This is a genomic window from Myroides sp. C6-3, from assembly GCF_050522425.1.
Classification (GTDB): Bacteria; Bacteroidota; Bacteroidia; order Flavobacteriales; family Flavobacteriaceae; genus Flavobacterium.
Window position 1 is genome coordinate 20718 of record NZ_JBMVQP010000016.1, and the last position, 18406, is coordinate 39123.

The 18406-nt window shown below is 37.2% G+C and carries 15 protein-coding genes; 11 read left to right on the plus strand and 4 right to left on the minus strand.

The window, feature by feature from the left end; translation table 11 throughout:
- Positions 1 to 44 precede the first annotated feature (44 nt).
- The 5 genes from ACPDG9_RS08475 (at position 45) to ACPDG9_RS08495 (ending at position 7157) form a co-directional block, all read left to right on the plus strand.
- Positions 45 to 650 carry a DUF2459 domain-containing protein gene (locus ACPDG9_RS08475; protein ID WP_430527328.1) on the plus strand — a complete coding sequence of 202 codons (606 nt, stop codon included), beginning with the start codon at positions 45 to 47 and terminating at the stop codon, positions 648 to 650.
- Between the two features lie 5 nt (positions 651 to 655).
- Positions 656 to 1570 carry a YihY/virulence factor BrkB family protein gene (locus ACPDG9_RS08480; protein WP_430527376.1) on the plus strand — a complete coding sequence of 305 codons (915 nt, stop codon included), beginning with the start codon at positions 656 to 658 and terminating at the stop codon, positions 1568 to 1570.
- A 95-nt stretch (positions 1571 to 1665) separates the two neighbouring features.
- A complete protein-coding gene (locus ACPDG9_RS08485; RefSeq protein ID WP_430527329.1) occupies positions 1666 to 3519 on the plus strand; it encodes a DNA topoisomerase IV subunit B in 1854 nt (617 codons plus the stop codon).
- A gap of 3 nt (positions 3520 to 3522) precedes the next feature.
- Positions 3523 to 6186, plus strand: a complete 2664-nt coding sequence (locus ACPDG9_RS08490) for a DNA gyrase/topoisomerase IV subunit A (RefSeq protein ID WP_430527330.1) — start codon at positions 3523 to 3525, stop codon at positions 6184 to 6186.
- A 53-nt stretch (positions 6187 to 6239) separates the two neighbouring features.
- Entirely contained in the window at positions 6240 to 7157 is a 918-nt protein-coding gene (locus tag ACPDG9_RS08495; protein ID WP_430527331.1) for a phospholipase A, read from the plus strand.
- Positions 7158 to 7251: 94 nt separating this feature from the next.
- Here the strand turns inward: ACPDG9_RS08495 and ACPDG9_RS08500 are convergent, their stop codons facing one another.
- Together ACPDG9_RS08500 and hemN are read right to left on the minus strand one after the other, a co-directional pair.
- Complete coding sequence (locus tag ACPDG9_RS08500; RefSeq protein WP_430527332.1) at positions 7252 to 7452, minus strand: hypothetical protein; 201 nt, start codon at positions 7450 to 7452, stop codon at positions 7252 to 7254.
- Positions 7453 to 7462: 10 nt separating this feature from the next.
- Positions 7463 to 8824, minus strand: coding sequence for an oxygen-independent coproporphyrinogen III oxidase (gene hemN, locus ACPDG9_RS08505; protein ID WP_430527333.1), 1362 nt, complete (start codon positions 8822 to 8824; stop codon positions 7463 to 7465).
- 79 nt (positions 8825 to 8903) lie between these two features.
- On the opposite strand from hemN, the gene ACPDG9_RS08510 reads away from it, so the two are divergent.
- From ACPDG9_RS08510 to ACPDG9_RS08525, 4 genes are all read left to right on the plus strand, one after another.
- The gene (locus tag ACPDG9_RS08510; protein ID WP_430527334.1) at positions 8904 to 9290 is read left to right on the plus strand and encodes a rhodanese-like domain-containing protein; all 387 of its coding nucleotides are present in this window, start codon (positions 8904 to 8906) and stop codon (positions 9288 to 9290) included.
- Between the two features lie 78 nt (positions 9291 to 9368).
- Positions 9369 to 9659, plus strand: a complete 291-nt coding sequence (locus ACPDG9_RS08515; protein ID WP_430527335.1) for a DUF4834 family protein — start codon at positions 9369 to 9371, stop codon at positions 9657 to 9659.
- 190 nt (positions 9660 to 9849) lie between these two features.
- The gene (locus ACPDG9_RS08520; protein ID WP_430527336.1) at positions 9850 to 12276 is read left to right on the plus strand and encodes a YfhO family protein; all 2427 of its coding nucleotides are present in this window, start codon (positions 9850 to 9852) and stop codon (positions 12274 to 12276) included.
- A gap of 19 nt (positions 12277 to 12295) precedes the next feature.
- Positions 12296 to 13606, plus strand: coding sequence for a glycosyltransferase family 4 protein (locus tag ACPDG9_RS08525; protein ID WP_430527337.1), 1311 nt, complete (start codon positions 12296 to 12298; stop codon positions 13604 to 13606).
- Positions 13607 to 13795: 189 nt separating this feature from the next.
- On the opposite strand, the gene uvrA is transcribed toward ACPDG9_RS08525, so the two are convergent.
- Positions 13796 to 16606 carry an excinuclease ABC subunit UvrA gene (gene uvrA, locus ACPDG9_RS08530; RefSeq protein ID WP_430527338.1) on the minus strand — a complete coding sequence of 937 codons (2811 nt, stop codon included), beginning with the start codon at positions 16604 to 16606 and terminating at the stop codon, positions 13796 to 13798.
- A gap of 225 nt (positions 16607 to 16831) precedes the next feature.
- On the opposite strand from uvrA, the gene ACPDG9_RS08535 reads away from it, so the two are divergent.
- Both ACPDG9_RS08535 and ACPDG9_RS08540 read left to right on the plus strand, forming a co-directional pair.
- On the plus strand, positions 16832 to 17416 hold the full coding sequence (locus ACPDG9_RS08535; RefSeq protein WP_430527339.1) for an RNA polymerase sigma factor: 585 nt from the start codon (positions 16832 to 16834) through the stop codon (positions 17414 to 17416).
- A gap of 47 nt (positions 17417 to 17463) precedes the next feature.
- Positions 17464 to 17619: a hypothetical protein gene (locus ACPDG9_RS08540; protein ID WP_430527340.1), complete on the plus strand. Its 156-nt coding sequence runs from the start codon at positions 17464 to 17466 to the stop codon at positions 17617 to 17619.
- 12 nt (positions 17620 to 17631) lie between these two features.
- Here ACPDG9_RS08540 and ACPDG9_RS08545 read toward each other — a convergent pair whose 3' ends face one another.
- Positions 17632 to 18303 (minus strand): endonuclease III domain-containing protein, encoded by a 672-nt coding sequence (locus tag ACPDG9_RS08545; protein ID WP_430527341.1) that lies wholly within the window; start codon positions 18301 to 18303, stop codon positions 17632 to 17634.
- Positions 18304 to 18406: the final 103 nt, after the last annotated feature.

The window sequence follows — 18406 nt, forward strand, 5'->3', positions numbered from 1 at the left end:
ACTTTATCAGGGTGTTTACCCTGTGTTTTTTTACATTTGTTCTGATGTATGTAGTCCTTTTTTATGCATTGGCTTTGATACCAGTTATTGGAAGTAAAAAGGAGAGTCAACCCGCAGAAGACAAGGTACTCGTCTTTTTGTCTACGAATGGCGTGCACACCGATTTTGTTGTGCCCCTAGTGAATCCAGTGATGGATTGGCGAACAAAACTCGAGTTGCCTTCAAATCGAACGCAGTGGTTGGCTTTTGGATGGGGAGATCGCGGGTTTTATTTAGATACTCCAAGCTGGGGTGATCTTCGCTTGACGACTGCCCTGCGCGCAATTTCAGGTACGGGTGATGCAGCAATGCACGTAACGGCTTATCGTTATTTTGTAGAAGGAGAAGATACGGTACAGTTAACCTTAACGAGAGACGAATACCTCGCATTAGTACATTATATTGACGCTAGCTTTCAAGCGGAACAAGAGCGCTACAAAGTGATTGAGGCGATAGGGTATGGAAAATCAGACATGTTTTACGAAGCCAAGGGAAGTTATAGCTTGTTTTACACCTGCAATACCTGGGTTAACCAAGGATTAAAAAGAATAAATCAAAATGCAGCCTTATGGACCTTACACGATCAAGGAATATTTAGGCATTATAAATAAATATGATACAACGAATACCTTTTAAGAAGATTGGGCTTTTATTCAAAAATTCAGTCGTAGACTTTTTAGATGATCGAGCAACTACATTTAGTGCTGCTTTGTCGTACTATACCATTTTTGCTTTACCTCCTTTAATTATTTTAATTGTCTCTGCCTCGGGGTTCTTTTTGGAAGAAAAAGACGTTTCTGCTTTTTTTTATCAACAAGTAGGTGAGTTAGTAGGGCCTAATACTGCTAAAGAAGTAGAAGGAGCAATGAATAATGTCACAATCAACCGATCAGGTATATTGCCCACAATTATTGGTGTGGCCATGTTGTTGTTTACTGCTTCAGGTGTGTTTGCTGAAATTCAAAGTTCGATTAATTACATTTGGGGATTCGTAGCAAAGCCTGAGAAAAGCATGATTCGCTTACTGAAAAATAGGTTGCTCTCTTTTGCTATGATTGGATCTGTTGGTTTTTTGCTACTCGTTAGCTTGTTGATCAATTCGCTTGCGAGTATCCTCTTTGAGTACCTGACAACCTATTTTGCTGAATCCACCATTTATTTGGTTCAAGTGGTCAATAATGTTATTGTCTTTTTAATTATTACGCTTTTGTTTGTTGTGATTTTTAAAACCTTACCCAATGGGGTCCTTCGACTAAAGGATGCTTTCGTTGGTGCTGCTTTTACAGCTGTGTTGTTCATGGTTGGTAAATTTGGTATCGGTGTTTATTTGGGCACAACAGCAAAATCGTCTTTATATGGTGCCGCAGGATCAATCATTATCATGCTGGTTTGGGTTTATTATTCAGCGATGATTCTCTATTTTGGAGCCGAATTTACCAAAAATTACGCCTTGTTATTTGGTAAACGAATTAGACCCGGTGAGTTTTCTTTAGAAATTGATAAAAATGCCATCAAAAAGCTTGAAGAATAGAAAGTTTAACAGGCGAAAAAACGGTATTTACAAATTTTTATCATTTTTATTTTACCTTAAATAGTAGTATTTTAGCACAAATTCCAACAATTTATATGCAGAATCAAAATCAATATACTGAAGACAATATTCGTTCTTTAGACTGGAAAGAACATATCCGTATGCGTCCGGGTATGTATATCGGTAAACTTGGTGATGGATCGTCCCCTGATGATGGGATTTATATTCTAATTAAAGAGGTAATCGACAATAGTATTGATGAGTTTGTGATGGGCACAGGTAAGACTATTGAAGTTACACTAAAAGACAAAATGGTTACTGTTCGTGACTTCGGACGGGGTATTCCCTTGGGAAAAGTAATCGATGTTGTATCGAAAATGAATACCGGGGGTAAGTATGATTCCAAAGCATTTAAAAAATCAGTTGGTCTAAATGGAGTTGGTACAAAAGCAGTCAATGCCTTGTCTACCTATTTTCGCGTTGTATCCGTTCGAGAGAATCAACAAAAAGCAGCTGACTTTTCTGCGGGTAATTTAGTAAACGAGGAGGAGTTGGTCGAAACAACCAAGCGAAAAGGTACAAAGGTATCCTTCGTTGCGGATGAGAAAATTTTTAAAAACTACAAGTATCGCAAGGAGTATATTGAGCGTATGCTCAAAAATTACTGTTACCTAAACAAAGGACTAACGATCATCTTCAATGGAGAGAAGTTTTATTCAGAAAATGGATTAAAAGACTTATTGAATGAAAATATCGATGTAGAAGATCAAGTGTATCCAATCATCCATCTAACAGGGGATGATATTGAGGTGGCGATTACCCATAGTAAAACACAGTATTCGGAGGAGTATTATTCGTTTGTTAATGGACAAAATACTACACAAGGAGGTACACATTTAGGTGCATTTAGAGAAGCATTGGTTCGTACGTTAAAAGAATTTTACAACAAAAATTTTGAAGCGTCCGATATTCGCAAGTCTATCGTTGCAGCGATTTCTGTGAAAGTTGAAGAACCTGTATTTGAATCGCAGACTAAAACGAAATTGGGATCTACGGATATGGGACCTGATTTACCTACGGTGCGTACATTTGTCAATGACTTCGTTAAGACGCAGTTGGACAACTTTTTACATAAAAATCCAGATATTGCTGATGCTTTGTTGCGCAAGATTTTACAAGCAGAACGCGAACGCAAAGAATTGTCTGGAATTCGTAAAATTGCCAAAGAACGTGCGAAAAAAGCCAGTTTACACAACCGTAAATTGCGCGATTGTCGCGTGCACTTTACCGATATCAAGAACCCAAGATATTTAGAGAGTACCCTTTTTATTACAGAGGGAGACTCTGCCTCTGGATCGATTACAAAATCTAGAGATGTCAATACACAAGCGGTATTTAGTTTGCGTGGTAAACCTTTGAATTCGTATGGAATGACCAAAAAAATTGTGTACGAAAATGAAGAGTTTAACCTGTTGCAAGCTGCTTTGGATATTGAAGAAGATTTTGAAAGCTTGCGCTACAACAATATTGTAATCGCAACGGATGCCGATGTCGATGGTATGCACATCCGCCTGTTGTTGATTACGTTCTTTTTGCAGTTTTTCCCTGAATTGATTAAAGAAGGACATTTGTATATTTTGCAAACACCACTTTTCCGCGTGAGAAATAAAAAAGAAACGATCTATTGTTATAGTGAGGAAGAACGCGTAGCAGCGATCGAAAAATTAAAACCCAAACCGGAAATCACGCGATTTAAAGGGTTGGGGGAAATTTCACCAGACGAGTTTCAGCACTTTATTGGTGAGAGTATACGCCTAGATCCTGTAATGCTTGATAAATCGATGTCTATCGAAAAGATGTTAGAATTCTATATGGGCAAAAATACACCAGATAGACAGGAATTTATTATCGATAATTTGAAAGTTGAACTTGATGTTGTAGAAGAATAAGCTATGAGTACGGAAGATAATTTGAATGACAATAACCTAAAGGACGATATCCAACCCAATAACCTCGAAAAGGAGGATTTTGTAGAAGATCATACGGAATTACAGGAGGAAGAAGAAGAAAAAGAGACGATTACCAAGGTTACAGGCATGTACAAAGAATGGTTTTTGGACTATGCTTCTTATGTAATCTTAGAACGTGCTGTACCGGCAATTGAGGATGGTTTTAAACCTGTTCAACGCCGTATTATGCATTCAATGAAGGAGTTAGATGATGGTCGATACAACAAGGTAGCTAATATTGTGGGGCATACCATGCAATATCACCCACATGGTGATGCGAGTATTGGCGATGCTATGGTGCAATTGGGGCAAAAGGAGTTGTTGATCGACATGCAAGGAAACTGGGGGAATATCTTAACGGGTGACGGTGCTGCTGCTTCGCGTTATATTGAAGCGCGTTTGAGTAAGTTTGCCCTAGAAGTATTGTATTCACCTAAAATTACACATTGGCAATCTTCTTATGATGGTCGTCGCAATGAACCAATCAATTTACCGGTTAAGTTTCCTTTGCTACTAGCACAAGGAGCAGAGGGAATTGCAGTGGGATTGTCAACCAAAGTGTTGCCACACAACTTTTTAGAGCTCATTGATGCCTCAATAAAAATATTAAAAGGCAAACCTTTTACCTTGTTTCCCGATTTTCCAACGGAGGGAATCGCAGATGTTTCTGCGTATAACGATGGGTTAAGAGGTGGGCGTGTTCGCGTGCGTGCGCGAATTTCTCAGCTGGATAAAAATACCTTAGTCATTACTCAAATTCCGTTTTCAACAACTACTACCTCGTTGATTGATAGCATACTAAAAGCGAACGAAAAAGGGAAGCTGAAAATTAGAAAAATTGAAGATAACACAGCAGCAAGTGTTGAAATTCTCATTCACCTGCCTGCGGGAACTTCTCCAGATAAAACGATTGATGCTTTGTATGCATTTACTGCTTGTGAAACATCGATCGCTCCATTGGCTTGTATTATTCAAGACAATAAACCCCTCTTTATTGGAGTTTCGGAAATGCTAAAACGCTCTACGCATCAAACGGTGGATTTGCTTAAACAAGAGCTTGAAATTGAACTTGATGAACTAGAAGAGAGATGGCATTTCTTATCCTTAGAGCGCATATTCATCGAAAACAGAATCTACCGCGCTATTGAGGAGGAAGAAACTTGGGAAGGGGTGCTTTCAGCTATTGATGAAGGATTAAAGCCGTTTGTGGTTAACCTGAAAAGAGCTGTTACTCAAGAAGATATTATTCGATTAACGGAAATTCGAATCAAGCGTATTTCGCGTTTTGACATTGATAAAGCCAATCAACAAATCGAATCACTGGAAGGTGATATCGAACAAGTAAAATACAATTTAGAGCACCTCGTTGATTTTGCCATTAAGTACTTTACTAATTTAAAAGAGAAGTATGGTAAAGGCAAAGAACGCAAAACAGAATTGAGAAGTTTTGATACCATCGAAGCTACTAAAGTAGTTTTGAGAAATACTAAACTGTATGTCAATAGACAAGAAGGGTTTTTCGGTACTTCACTGCGCAAAGATGAATATGTTTGTGACTGTTCGGATATCGATGACATCATCGTCTTTTTACGCGATGGTTCTATGGTAATTTCCAAAGTAGAAGAAAAACGCTTCGTTGGTAAGGATATTATCCATATTGATGTATTTGCAAAAAATGATAAACGAACCATTTACAACTTGATTTACCGCGATGGGAAATCTGGACCTTCTTATATCAAACGCTTTAATGTGATGAGTATTACACGTGATAAAGTGTATGATTTGACTCAAGGTAATCCAGGTTCTCAAGTCTTGTATTTTTCTGCTAATCCCAATGGCGAAGCAGAAGTGGTAACCATATTGTTGCGTCAATTGAGCAATGTGAAGAAGTTAAAGTTTGATCTAGACTTTGCCGAATTACTGATCAAAGGGCGTATTGCCAAAGGAAATTTGGTGACAAAATATGCCATTAAAAAAATTGAACTTAAAGAAAAGGGAATCTCCACGTTGCGTCCGCGCAAAATTTGGTATGATGATACAGTTAGACGATTAAACGTAGAAGGTAGAGGAGAGCTATTAGGTGAATTTAAGCCGGAAGATCGACTGCTGATTATCACGCAAAGCGGTAAGCTGAAAACCGTCATTCCTGAATTAACTACACATTTTGAAGAGGATATGATTGTCTTGGAAAAATGGAAGCCAACAAAACCTATTTCTGCTGTTTACTACGATGGTGAGAAAACGAGATACTATGTGAAACGCTTCGTTGTCGAAAATGAAAATAGAGAGGAAATCTTTATTTCGGAACACGAGAATTCAAAATTGGAATTGGTTTCAACAGACTATCGCCCGAGGATAGAAGTTGTTTTTTTAAAAGTAAAAGGGGTTCAGAAAGAAAGTTTAGTTGTTGATTTAGAGCAGTTTATAGCTGTTAGGGGAATTAAAGCTTTAGGTAATCAATTGACGACGGACAAAGTCAAACAAATTGATCATTTGGAGTCTTTACCCTATGAAGAAATAGAAGAGGAGGAAGAGACAACGACCTATGAGTTAGAAGATATGCCAGATATCACTATTGATGAAGATGGACAAAGTAGCTTGTTTTAGTTAAAATAACAACAGCTGCAAGCGTGTAAAAGGATACTAACTAATAGGAACACATGAAGGAGAGAAACTATAGACAAGTTTTAGGATTAGCTCTAATCGCTGCTTGTAGCGCTTATGGGCAAACGCCATCCAAGGATAATTTATTCGATACGGAAGAGGTGCACTCGTTGACTGAACGATGGGATTTATCTCCAACAGCTAAGGGAAATACTTTTACAATTTCTCCATATAAGCCTATTTATCTCTTACCCGCTCGTTGGTCAAGTAAACCCAATGCTCAGCCATTTAGCTATAGTGAGCATATGGGCAGACCCGATGCGATTGACTACAATGAAACAGAAATTCGCTTTCAGTTGAGTTTTAAAACTAAAGTAGCAGAAGGCCTTTTGTTTGGTAAAGGTGATATTTGGTTGGCTTTTACGCAAACGGCTAATTGGCAAGCGTATAATGAAAAGGTTTCAAGACCTTTTCGCGAGTTAAATTACGAGCCAGAAGTTATTTTCAACTATCCGTTGGATTTCAATTGGGATAATCTGAAATTCAAAATGGCTGGAGTGGCGTTTAATCACCAATCCAATGGAAAGAGCCAGCCTACTTCTAGAAGTTGGAATCGCTTGGTTTTTCACCTGGGAATGGAATACAAGGATTGGACTTTTATGGTTAAACCTTGGATGCGATTGAAGGAAAAGAATAAAAGTGACGACAATGCAAGTATTACGGAATACTACGGAAAGGGGGAATTAACCGTGGCGTACCAGCGTAATGGACAGGTTTTTACGTTCATGATGCGAAACAATATGCGTTTAAATGACCATTACAAGGGATTTCATGAATTTACGTACACCTATCCCATTAAGAATAACCTCAAAGCATTCTTTGTTGTCAATAATGGATACGGTGAATCTTTGATTGACTACAACTGGAATCAAACGACAATTGGCGTTGGAATTTCTTTAATGGAATGGTACTAAATCGAGTTATAAAAAAAGAGAGCATTCGCTCTCCTTTTTTTTATCATTAGTATGATGTTCATGCGTTATAGTATAACAACTACCTATGCTGCTTTTATTTTTCCTTTTGTAAATCTTGTTGTTTGGCTGCCTTTTTTAAAGAAAAGACTAAGTAACACAAGAAGATTGCAAAAGCTAGAAAAGAAAACCAATTGACCTGTATAGACCAAAGGTGTTCCATGTCTAATTGATAGATACCATAAACCAACAGGAATAGGACTAAATAGGTGGTTATTTTCTCAAATTTTTTATTCATATCATTCAAATTAAATCGTCATAGAAAACAAAGCGCGCTCTGGTTTATTGCGTTGTAAACGCAAATCCAATGCCATACATATATTGCGAACGAATGCTCGACCTGCTTTATTTACAGTAATGACCTGGTCCTTGATGGTGATTAATTGATCCTTTTCCATTTCTTTTAACTCCTCTAAAATAGGAGTGAAATTAATCAAATCTAAATCACTGCTAATGTCTGTTTTAAGATTGCACATTAAATTTAGGATATGTTTTCTAATAATCAAATCTTCTTCACTTAAAATATGACCTTTAACTACAGGAATTTCATTTTGCGCGAGTAATTTGTAATAGGTTTCAATGTGTTTTTCGTTTTGTGCAAAAGCTGTCCAACTATCACTAATAGAGGAAACCCCTAATCCAATCATCAAATCAGTTTTAGACGAAGTATATCCCATGAAGTTTCGATGAATAGCATTGGTATTCATTGCCTTGTATAAGCTGTCTGTTTTTAAGGCGAAGTGATCCATCCCAATTTCGCTATACCCTTTTTCTTCCAGTAGTTTTTTTCCTATTTCATATAATTTTCTCTTTTCTTCATCTTTGGGTACATCTTCATCCTTGAAACCGCGTTGCCCATTGCCTTTTATCCACGGTACATGTGCATAGCTGTAAAAAGCTAAGCGATCCGGCGAAAGCGATTTGGTCTTTTCAATTGTATCAATAACATGCTCTATTTTTTGAAAAGGCAAACCAAAAATAATATCATGAGAAATAGAGGTATAGCCCATTTCCTTGGCCCAAAGAGTAACTTTAGCGACATCGTGAAACGTTTGATTACGATTTATGGCCTTCTGTATCTCGCGATTATAATCTTGTACGCCAAAACTAACTCTTCGAAAACCAAGGTTATATAAAGTTTGTAAATGCTCTTTCGTTGTATTATTAGGGTGACCCTCAAAGCTAAATTCGTAATTTTCTGCTTTTATCCCACGAGCCAATATACCCGTTAGTAAAATTTCTAACTGTCGGGGTTCGAAAAAAGTAGGTGTACCACCGCCTAAGTGAATCTCTTTAATCCGCGGTTTATCTTCTAAGAGCTCACAATACAGCTTCCACTCCTTTAATAGTGCTTGAATATAAGGTACTTCCACTTCATGACGCTTGGTAATGTGTTTATGACAACCGCAAAAGGTGCATAAACTCTCACAATACGGCAAGTGAATGTAAAGACTAATACCTTCACTTAAATTAGTCTTGTCAAAAGTTTCCTTAACACTTTTGAGCCACTTTTCACGAGAAAAAGTAGTCTCATCCCAATAGGGAACAGTGGGATAACTCGTGTATCGAGGTCCTGGAACATTGTATTTTTGAATTAGAGGGGTAGCCATTTTTCGTATATTTGTAACAAATGTAACAGGAACAAAATCGAATAATACTGATATTTGTCACTTGAATAAAAATATTTAGATGAAATACCCTATGAAAAATAGTTTTTTAACAGCATTACTAGTAATGTTTTCCTTTTTTAAGGTTAATGCTCAGGAAGTTAAAGCAAAAGAAGTAGTAAGTCCAACCGTATTTGAGAAGCAAATAACAGCGAAAAAAATACAATTAATTGATGTACGTACACCCAAAGAGTATCAAGAAGGTACAATTTTCAATGCAGTGAACATCGATTATTTAGGAGATGACTTTGAAACAACAATAAAGAAGTTAGATAAAACGCAACCCGTGTATATTTTCTGTCAATCTGGTAAGCGAAGTGCAGGAGCAGCAGCAAAGATGCAAAAAGAAGGATTTGAGGTGATTGAATTAGCAGGAGGGTATAAAGCGTGGAAGGCTGAGCACGACTAGGTTTAATTTATCAATTATTTAAGAATTCACAGTATTGCATGATTGAAATAATTGCTATTTTTGGAAAAAAGGTAAAGTATGGATATAGCATCATTTGGAAGTTTTTTAAGAACATTAGTCATTATAGTTGTGATCTATTATGCTTTTAAATTGGCGATGCGTTACTTGTTTCCCCTTTTTGTCTATAAAATGGCAAAAAAAGTAGAACGTAATTTTCAACAGCAACAGCAAGATTTCTATCAACAAAATAGCGCAACTCAAGAAGAATCAAATTTCAATAATCAAACATCGACGGGAAAAGATAAATTTCCACGTTCGACGAAAGTTGTTGGAGAGTATATCGACTTTGAAGAAGTTGATAAAAAATAAAAAAATAATAAAGCAAAAATGCCCCAATTAGTTCATCACTTTTGGGGCATTTTTTATTACTTATTTTCTCGTCTTGTGAAAAAACGCAAAAACACAAAAAAGCCAAAAGCAAAACTCCTTATCTAATCTTAAAATTACTTACTTTAGCTAATTGAACAGAATTCACTCACAGCAAAGTTAATTTTATAGCATGAATGCAGTAAAAAAGTATGTACCACATCTATTGGTGTTGGTTGGTTTTATCGTAGTAGCTTTACTCTATTTTTCCCCTGTTTTACAGAATAAAGTCATTTATCAGTCTGATATTGTACAGTATACGGGAATGGCGAAAGAGCAAAACAATTTTAGAACAGAATTTGACGAAGAGCCCTATTGGACCAATAGTGCTTTTGGTGGGATGCCAACCTATCAACTAGGCGCTAAGTACCCCTATAATTTTGTTAAGCACTTAGATACGGCTATTCGCTTTTTACCGCGTCCTGCAGATTACTTATTCTTGTACTTTGTCGGATTCTATGGCTTACTACTCGTTTTGGGAATTCGGCCTTTAAAGGCTTTTATTGGATCTTTAGCTTTTGGGTTTTCCACGTATTTAATTATCATCTTAGGTGTCGGACACAACGCTAAAGCACATGCTATCGCTTATATGCCCCTAGTTGTTGCAGGAGTAGTATTGGTTTTTCGAAAGAAATATGTAGCAGGTGGAATTTTAACCGTCGTGGCAGCTGCACTTGAAATTAGTGCGAATCACTTTCAAATGACGTATTACTTATTGCTTTTCTTACTTGTTCTAGCAGGGGTATATACCTGGGAATACATCAAAGAGAAGGATTGGAAAGGCTTGGGAATAGCATATGCCATCTTGCTTGGAGCTGGGATATTGAGTATTGGTGCTAATGCAACCAATATCATGGCCACAGCAGAATATACTCAATTTAGTACTCGTGGATCCAGTGAATTAACTTTGGAACCGGATGGATCGCCAAAAGAATCTTCTAATGCAATGAGCTATGAATATATCACAGCCTATAGCTATGGTATTTTTGAAAGCTTAAATTTAATTGCTCCACGATTAACCGGAGGGGCAAACAATGAAAAATTAGACAAAGACAACGCTATTTCAAAATATTTCGTGTCGATGGGGGCAAGTCCTCAACAAGCACAAGAAATGAGTAAGCAAGCTCCAACGTATTGGGGCGATCAGCCTATCGTAGCTGCACCTGCTTATATTGGAGCTGTCGTTTTTTTCCTTTTTGTGTTGGGAATGTTTACTGAAAAACGCAACCTCAAATACATTTTTTTTATTGGAGCTCTTGTAGCCCTTGTGCTATCGTGGGGGAAAAACTTTGCGGTCGTAACGAATTTCTTTATCAACTTTGTACCGATGTACAACAAATTTAGAGCAGTATCTTCCATCCAAGTTATCTTGGAAATGTGTGTTCCTGCACTTGCAATACTGGGGTTATACAACTATTTTAAACTCGAACAAAAACAAAAAATTGAAGCCCTAAAGAAAACGAGTCTGGTCGTAGGTGGCTTGTTAATCTTGCTATTCTTCATCAAAGGGACTCTTTCTTTTTCAGGTTTAAATGACGATTACTATCGCATGGCTTATGGAGAAGTAGGACCTGGTTTTGTACGTGCTTTAATTGAAGAACGCAAAGCGATGTATACCAGTGACCTAATTCGATCTTTGCTTTTGATTTTAGCTACGGCTGCTGTTCTATTTGTCTTAGCTAAAGACAAAATAAAAGAAAGGTATGCTTTAGTTATAGTAGGGCTACTGTTGGTCGGTGATTTAGTAATGGTAGATCGCAAATACGTCAACGACGAATCATTTGTTTCAACTCGAAAAATGGAGGAACCTTTTGATATCACACAGGCAGATAAGCAAATTTTGAACGATCCAACGCACTTCAGAGTATTTGACTCGCAAGGGGGATTGAACAGTGCTAAAGCTTCTTATTTTCATCATTCTCTAGGTGGGTATCATGCAGCAAAGCCTAGGAGAATTCAGCAATTAGCAGATTATCAATTGGAGAGCAACCCAATGACGGTCTTTAATATGATGAACGTGAAGTATATTATTCAGGCGGATGAAGAGGAAAGAAGCGTAGCGATGCTTAATACAGAAGCGAATGGAAATGCTTGGTTTGTATCGGCTGTACAAAAAGTAACTACCGCTGATCAAGAAATGGAAGCGTTGAAAACGATTAATACCAAAACAACAGCGGTGTTCAATACACGCGATTTTGAGCAATCGCTTGCTGATACCTATGTTGTTGATTCGCTAGCGACAATCAAGCTGACATCTTATAAAGCCAATCAGTTAACCTATGAAGCAGCAAATGCTAATGATGGTTTAGCTGTGTTTTCGGAGGTTTACTACCCACACGGGTGGATTGCAAAAGTGGATGGGCAAGAAGTGCCTATTTTAGCGGTAGATTATGTTTTACGCGCCATCGAGCTTCCAAAAGGAAAGCACACGATCGAATTTAGTTTTGAACCTCAAGTGGTGCAAACAGGTAGTCGAATCGCTTTGGCTAGTAGCATACTCATTGTATTGCTTTCAGTAGGAGCAATTGCACGAACAAGCACAAAAAGAAAAGAAAAATAAATGCGGTCAATGACTTGAAATGGAAAAGAAAAAAGAAAAGAAAAAAGTACTCATCCTTTGTTACTATTGGCCACCAGCAGGCGGACCTGGCGTACAACGATGGTTGAAGTTTGTAAAGTATTTACCCGATTTTGATATAGAACCGATCGTGTATGTACCCGATGGGGCTAATTATCCGCTGATTGATACCAAGTTAGAATTGGAGGTTGATCCTGCGGTAACTGTATTGAAGCATAAAATTAAAGAACCGTATTCCTTGGCTAAGCGAATAGGTGGACAGCGCGCTCAAACGATGAGTTCTGGTATGATTCCACAAGAGAGAAATCAATCTAAATGGGACAAATTACTGCTTTGGATTCGAGGAAATATGTTTATTCCTGATGCGCGTGTCGGTTGGGTAAAACCTTCTGTTTCCTATTTGTATGCGTATTTAAAAAAGCATCCAGATATCGATACAATCATAACAACTGGTCCGCCTCATAGTATTCACTTGATCGGATTAGCGCTGAAGAAAAAACTGAATGTAAAATGGTTTGCGGATTTTAGAGATCCCTGGACAACAATAGGTTACCACAAGGAACTTAAACTATCAGATCAATCTAAAAGCAAACACGCAGCACTTGAAAAAGAGGTGTTAAACACAGCTGATCAGTTGATTGTAACAAGTAAAACAACGCGAAGAGAATTCGAAACTAAAACGGATAAGCCTATTGCGATTATTACCAATGGGTATGATGTTAGTCATCTAGGAAAAATTCCCCTAGATGAAAAATTTACGTTGGCTCATATTGGTTCTTTTCTCTCCAATCGAAATCCAAGGGTTTTGTGGAAGGCCATCAGTGAATTGAGAAGAGAAAATAAAGCCTTTCACGATGCATTTGAACTGAAGTTGATCGGCAAGATCAGCGATGATGTGCTGCGTACAATTGAAGAATTTAAACTCTTAGCATGTACAGATAATAGAGGATATGTCGATAATGAAGAAGCTTTGAGGCAAATGCGAGCTTCTCAAGTATTGCTCTTGGTTGAAATTGATTCGGATGATACAAAAGCAATTATTCCGGGGAAACTCTTTGAGTATATGGCAGCAGAACGCCCTATTTTGGCTATTGGTCCGGAGGAATCTGACTTTTTTGAAATTATCGAACAAACGAATGTTGGACGAAATGCACTTTACAGTGAAAAAGATAAAATTCGAGAAATTCTACTTCAATATTTTGAACAATATCAACATAATCAATTAAAAGTACACGCCATGGGCTTGCAGTATTTTGGACGCAAGAGATTAACAGAGCGTTTGGTTAGCCTTTTAAGAGAGGAAAATAAGTAAGAGAGAGGAGAAATCGGAGCGAAGCGTAGATTCATCGAACTTCAAAACAAATCTAGCCAAAGTGAGATAAATTAAAAAAATAAAGGACGTGTGCAACTCGTCCTTTATTTTTTTATAGTAATAAGAAAGTAGTTTGGATTGAAAAATTTGGTCCCCTTTCTTCTCTCTTCTTTCCTGTCTCTAATAAAATTATTTTAATTTATTCTTTAAGTATTGTCCTGTACTTGATGCAGTGCATTGTACAACTTCTTCCGGTGTTCCAAAGGCAATCAATTGCCCACCGTTTTCACCGCCTTCAGGACCAATATCTACAATGTAGTCGGCACATTTGATTAGATCTAAATTGTGTTCGATAACTAAGATAGAATGACCTTTGTCGATCAAGGCATTGAATGCCGTTAGAAGTTTTTTAATATCGTGAAAGTGCAATCCTGTAGTTGGTTCATCGAATACAAAAAGTACTTTTTCGCGTGTGGATCCCGCCAATAGAAAGGACGCTAACTTAATGCGTTGAGCTTCTCCTCCTGAAAGTGTTGAAGACGATTGCCCTAATTGTACATACCCCAATCCAACATCTTGTAGTGGTTGCAAGCGAGTGGCAATTTTCGTTTGATTGTACTGTTTGAAAAAGGCTAAAGCATCGTCAATTGTCATGGATAAAATATCATCGATATTTTTTCCCTCAAAATTAACTTCCAATACTTCTTTTTTAAAGCGCTTTCCATGACAAGCTTCACACGGTAAGTGTACATCCGCCATGAATTGCATTTCAACGGTTACACTTCCTTCTCCTTTACACACCTCACATCTACCGCCATCAACGTTAAATGAAAAGTGTTTGGGTTGATATCCTCTTAATTTTGAGGTATTTTGTTTGGCATATAAATCTCTAATTTCATCATAAGCCTTGATATATGTCACCGGATTTGATCGCGAACTTCTTCCAATTGGATTCTGATCTACATACTCGATCTGTTTAATATGATCAAACTTTCCTTCTAATGCTGTGAATTGTCCAGGTTTATCACTTAAACCCGTTAATTTTTTTTGCAATGCAGGGAATAAAATACGCTTGATTAATGTACTTTTTCCACTACCAGAAACTCCAGTAATCACGGTTAAACAGTCTAATGGAAGGCGAACATCAATATTCTTTAGGTTGTGTTCACGTGCTCCAATAATATCAATATAGTGCTTATAAGGTCTTCTTTTCTTTGGTACCTCAATGGCTCTTGTGCCATTTAAATATTGAGCGGTTAAAGAATCTGATTTTAATACCTCCGCTAATGTTCCTTGTGCAACAAGTTCACCGCCAAACGTACCAGCTTCTGGTCCAATATCAATAATTTGGTCCGCCGCCTGCATGATTTCTTCGTCGTGTTCAACAATAATAACCGTATTGCCCAAGGCTTTGAGCTGTTGAAGTACATCGATGAGTTTTTCACCGTCTTTCGGGTGTAGTCCAATACTAGGTTCGTCTAGAATATACATGGAACCTACCAAACTACTACCAAGCGAAGTAGCTAAGTTAATGCGTTGAGATTCTCCTCCCGATAGGGTAGATGAATTTCGATTTAAGGTAAGATAAGATAAGCCCACATTGAGCAAAAACCCTACGCGATTGTGAATCTCAATCAACAAGCGCTTGGCAACTTGTTGCTCATAGTTGTTGAGTTCTAATTCCTTAAAGAAGTGTCCTACTTGATCAATAGGCATATCGACAAGATCAGAAACTGTTTTACCACCTATCGTAACATAATTAGCTTCTTTTCTCAAGCGTTTCCCTTTACAAGTCGGGCATTTGGTCTTCCCTCTATATCTAGAAAGCAATACGCGATTCTGAATTTTGTAATTTTTTTCTTCAAGTTCCTCAAAGAAAGTATGTAAGCCAGTAAAGAATTCATTTCCTTCCCATAGCAGGGCTTTTTCTTCTGGTGTAAGTTGAAAAATAGGACGATGTATAGGAAAGTCAAACTTATAGGCATGTTGAACTAATTGATCGCGATACCATCCCATAGTCTCACCGCGCCAAGGAAATACTGCATTTTCGTAAACAGACAATCCCGTATTTGGAAATACAAGTTCTTCGTCAATACCTATTACATTGCCATAACCCTCACACGTTGGACAAGCTCCGTAAGGGTTGTTGAAGCTAAAGAGATGAATATTAGGTTCTAAAAATGTAAGACCATCTAATTCAAATCGATTGCTAAACTCATACTGCGTATCACCGTCTAGGGCACGTATAAAACAACTGCCTTTTCCTTCAAAAAAAGCCGTTTCTACCGCATCACCCAATCGGTTGAAAAACTCGTCCGTATCTTTTACAACAATACGGTCGATAATTAATAAGATATCAGTGAGCGAAAACTGATTAATAATCGATTCTTCTAGACTTAAAAACTCATCCAAACGAACGGTTTCTCCCTTAACCCATAAACGAGCATAGCCTTGTTTTAGTAAAACAGCCAAATGTTCGGCTAGTGAGCGGTCTTCCTCAAAAAGCAATGGCGCCAATAAAAGCCATTTGCTATCCAAAGGAAATGTTTGAATCAAAGAGGTAACATCCGTAACAGTATCTTTCTTTACTTCTTGTCCTGAAATAGGAGAGAAGGTACGCCCAATTCGAGCGTATAACAACTTGATGTAATCATAAATCTCCGTGGAAGTACCAACCGTTGAACGAGCATTTGTCGTGTTGACCTTCTGTTCAATCGCAATTGCAGGAGCAATCCCCTTGATATATTCTACTTTGGGTTTATCAATACGACCCAAAAATTGACGAGCATAAGAGGACAAACTCTCTACATAACGACGTTGACCCTCCGCATATAACGTATCAAAAGCTAAAGAGGACTTCCCTGAACCAGAAAGACCAGTTATAACAACCATCTGATTTCTAGGAATCACAACATCAATATGCTTTAAGTTGTGAAGATGTGCACCTTTGATTATAATATTCTTTTTGGGATCTAGTTTCGAAAAATCTATTTTAGACATATGAGTATCCTGTATTTAAGACACAAAAATACGCTTTTATCTTTGTTTATGAAACGCTTTGGCTAGGCAATAAAAAATTAAGTTATTTAACAATAATTTTAATTAATTTGTTTTTAACAAATATTTTTATATATATTTGTGTCACTCAATACATAAAAATCAATTGCCTATATAACAAAAGTACTTTTTAGATCAGAATAGAACCGCTATAAAAAGGAATTTGTTATGGAATTAATTCAATTACCAGATGCAACGCTAGTTCAGCATTATGTAAAAGGCAATGAACAGGCACTTGAAGTTTTAATTAAAAGACATCAGGCAAAAATATTTGGATTTATTTTTAGTAAATTGGACGATGTCGAACTAACTAATGACATCTTTCAAGATACATTCATAAAAGTAATTAACACACTTAAATTAGGAAAATACAACGAAGAAGGAAAGTTCATCTCCTGGGTTATGCGCATTGCACATAACTTAATCATGGATCATTATAGACGTGAAAAACGCACCGTTATTCACAATGATACCGAGCAAACACCTTTCTTCTCTTTCTTAAAAGACGATAGTGATACCATAGAAGAATTGTTGATTCAAAATCAAATTACGGAAGATTTACAACAATTAATTTTAGAATTGCCAGAAGATCAACAAGAAGTGATACGAATGCGCTTGTATCAAGATTTGAGTTTTAAGGAAATTGCAGAAGCAACCGATGTCAGCATCAATACAGCCTTAGGAAGAATGCGCTATGCTATTATTAATTTGAGAAGAATGTTAGAGAAAAAACAAATTTCATTGAGTCTATAATAAAGTCGCATTTTGCACGTTTTAAAAGAGAATATAATAGATTTTTTATGAAGAAAAACTACAAAACTCTTTTAAAAGCAAGGGATGTGATGTTGCCTCAACCTGAATTGGTAGAAAAGTTATTGACCTATTCTAAGTTTTGGTCACACTTAGCTTTAAGTGATTTTATGGACGCCAAATTGGACGTATCAAAAATAAACTAAAAAAAGCATCGATTATTTCGATGCTTTTTTTTCTTGTTTTTTATAGTATTCGTTGAGTACTGTTTTACGTCCAATTACACTAGTGATGATATCGAGCTCTAATTTCCAAGCTCTTGCTGGAGAATATTGACGTCCGTACCATACCAATTGCAAGTGCAACTTATTCCATTGGTCTTTGGGAAATAAACGCTTGGCGTCTTTTTCGGTTTGTTGCACACTTTTTCCATTGGAAAATCCCCAACGGTATAACAAACGATGGATGTGGGTATCTACAGGAAATGCAGGAATATCAAAGGCTTGTGCCATTACTACTGAAGCTGTTTTGTGTCCAACGGCAGGTAAACGCTCTAAGGCTTCCATATCGGCAGGTACTTTACCGCCGTGTTCTTCAATCAAAATTTTTGACAACCCATAGATTCCTTTGCTCTTCATAGGGGACAAACCACAAGGACGAATGATCTCTTGGATTTCCTCTACGGTCATCTTTACCATATCATATGGATTATCCGCTTTAGCAAATAAGATCGGGGTGATTTTATTCACGCGTTCATCCGTACATTGTGCCGATAGAAGTACCGCAATTAATAGGGTATAGGCATCTTTGTGATCTAATGGAATCGGAATTTCCGGATACAAGGCATCTAACGTTTCAAGAACAAAATTTACTTTTTCAGTTTTAGTCATGATCTAGGGTGCAAATTATACGTAATGTCGCTGTTGACTTCATGTACAAAGATCGCGAAAAAAGATGAAATAACTCTAAAGAAGGAGAAAAGGACGTCGCGCA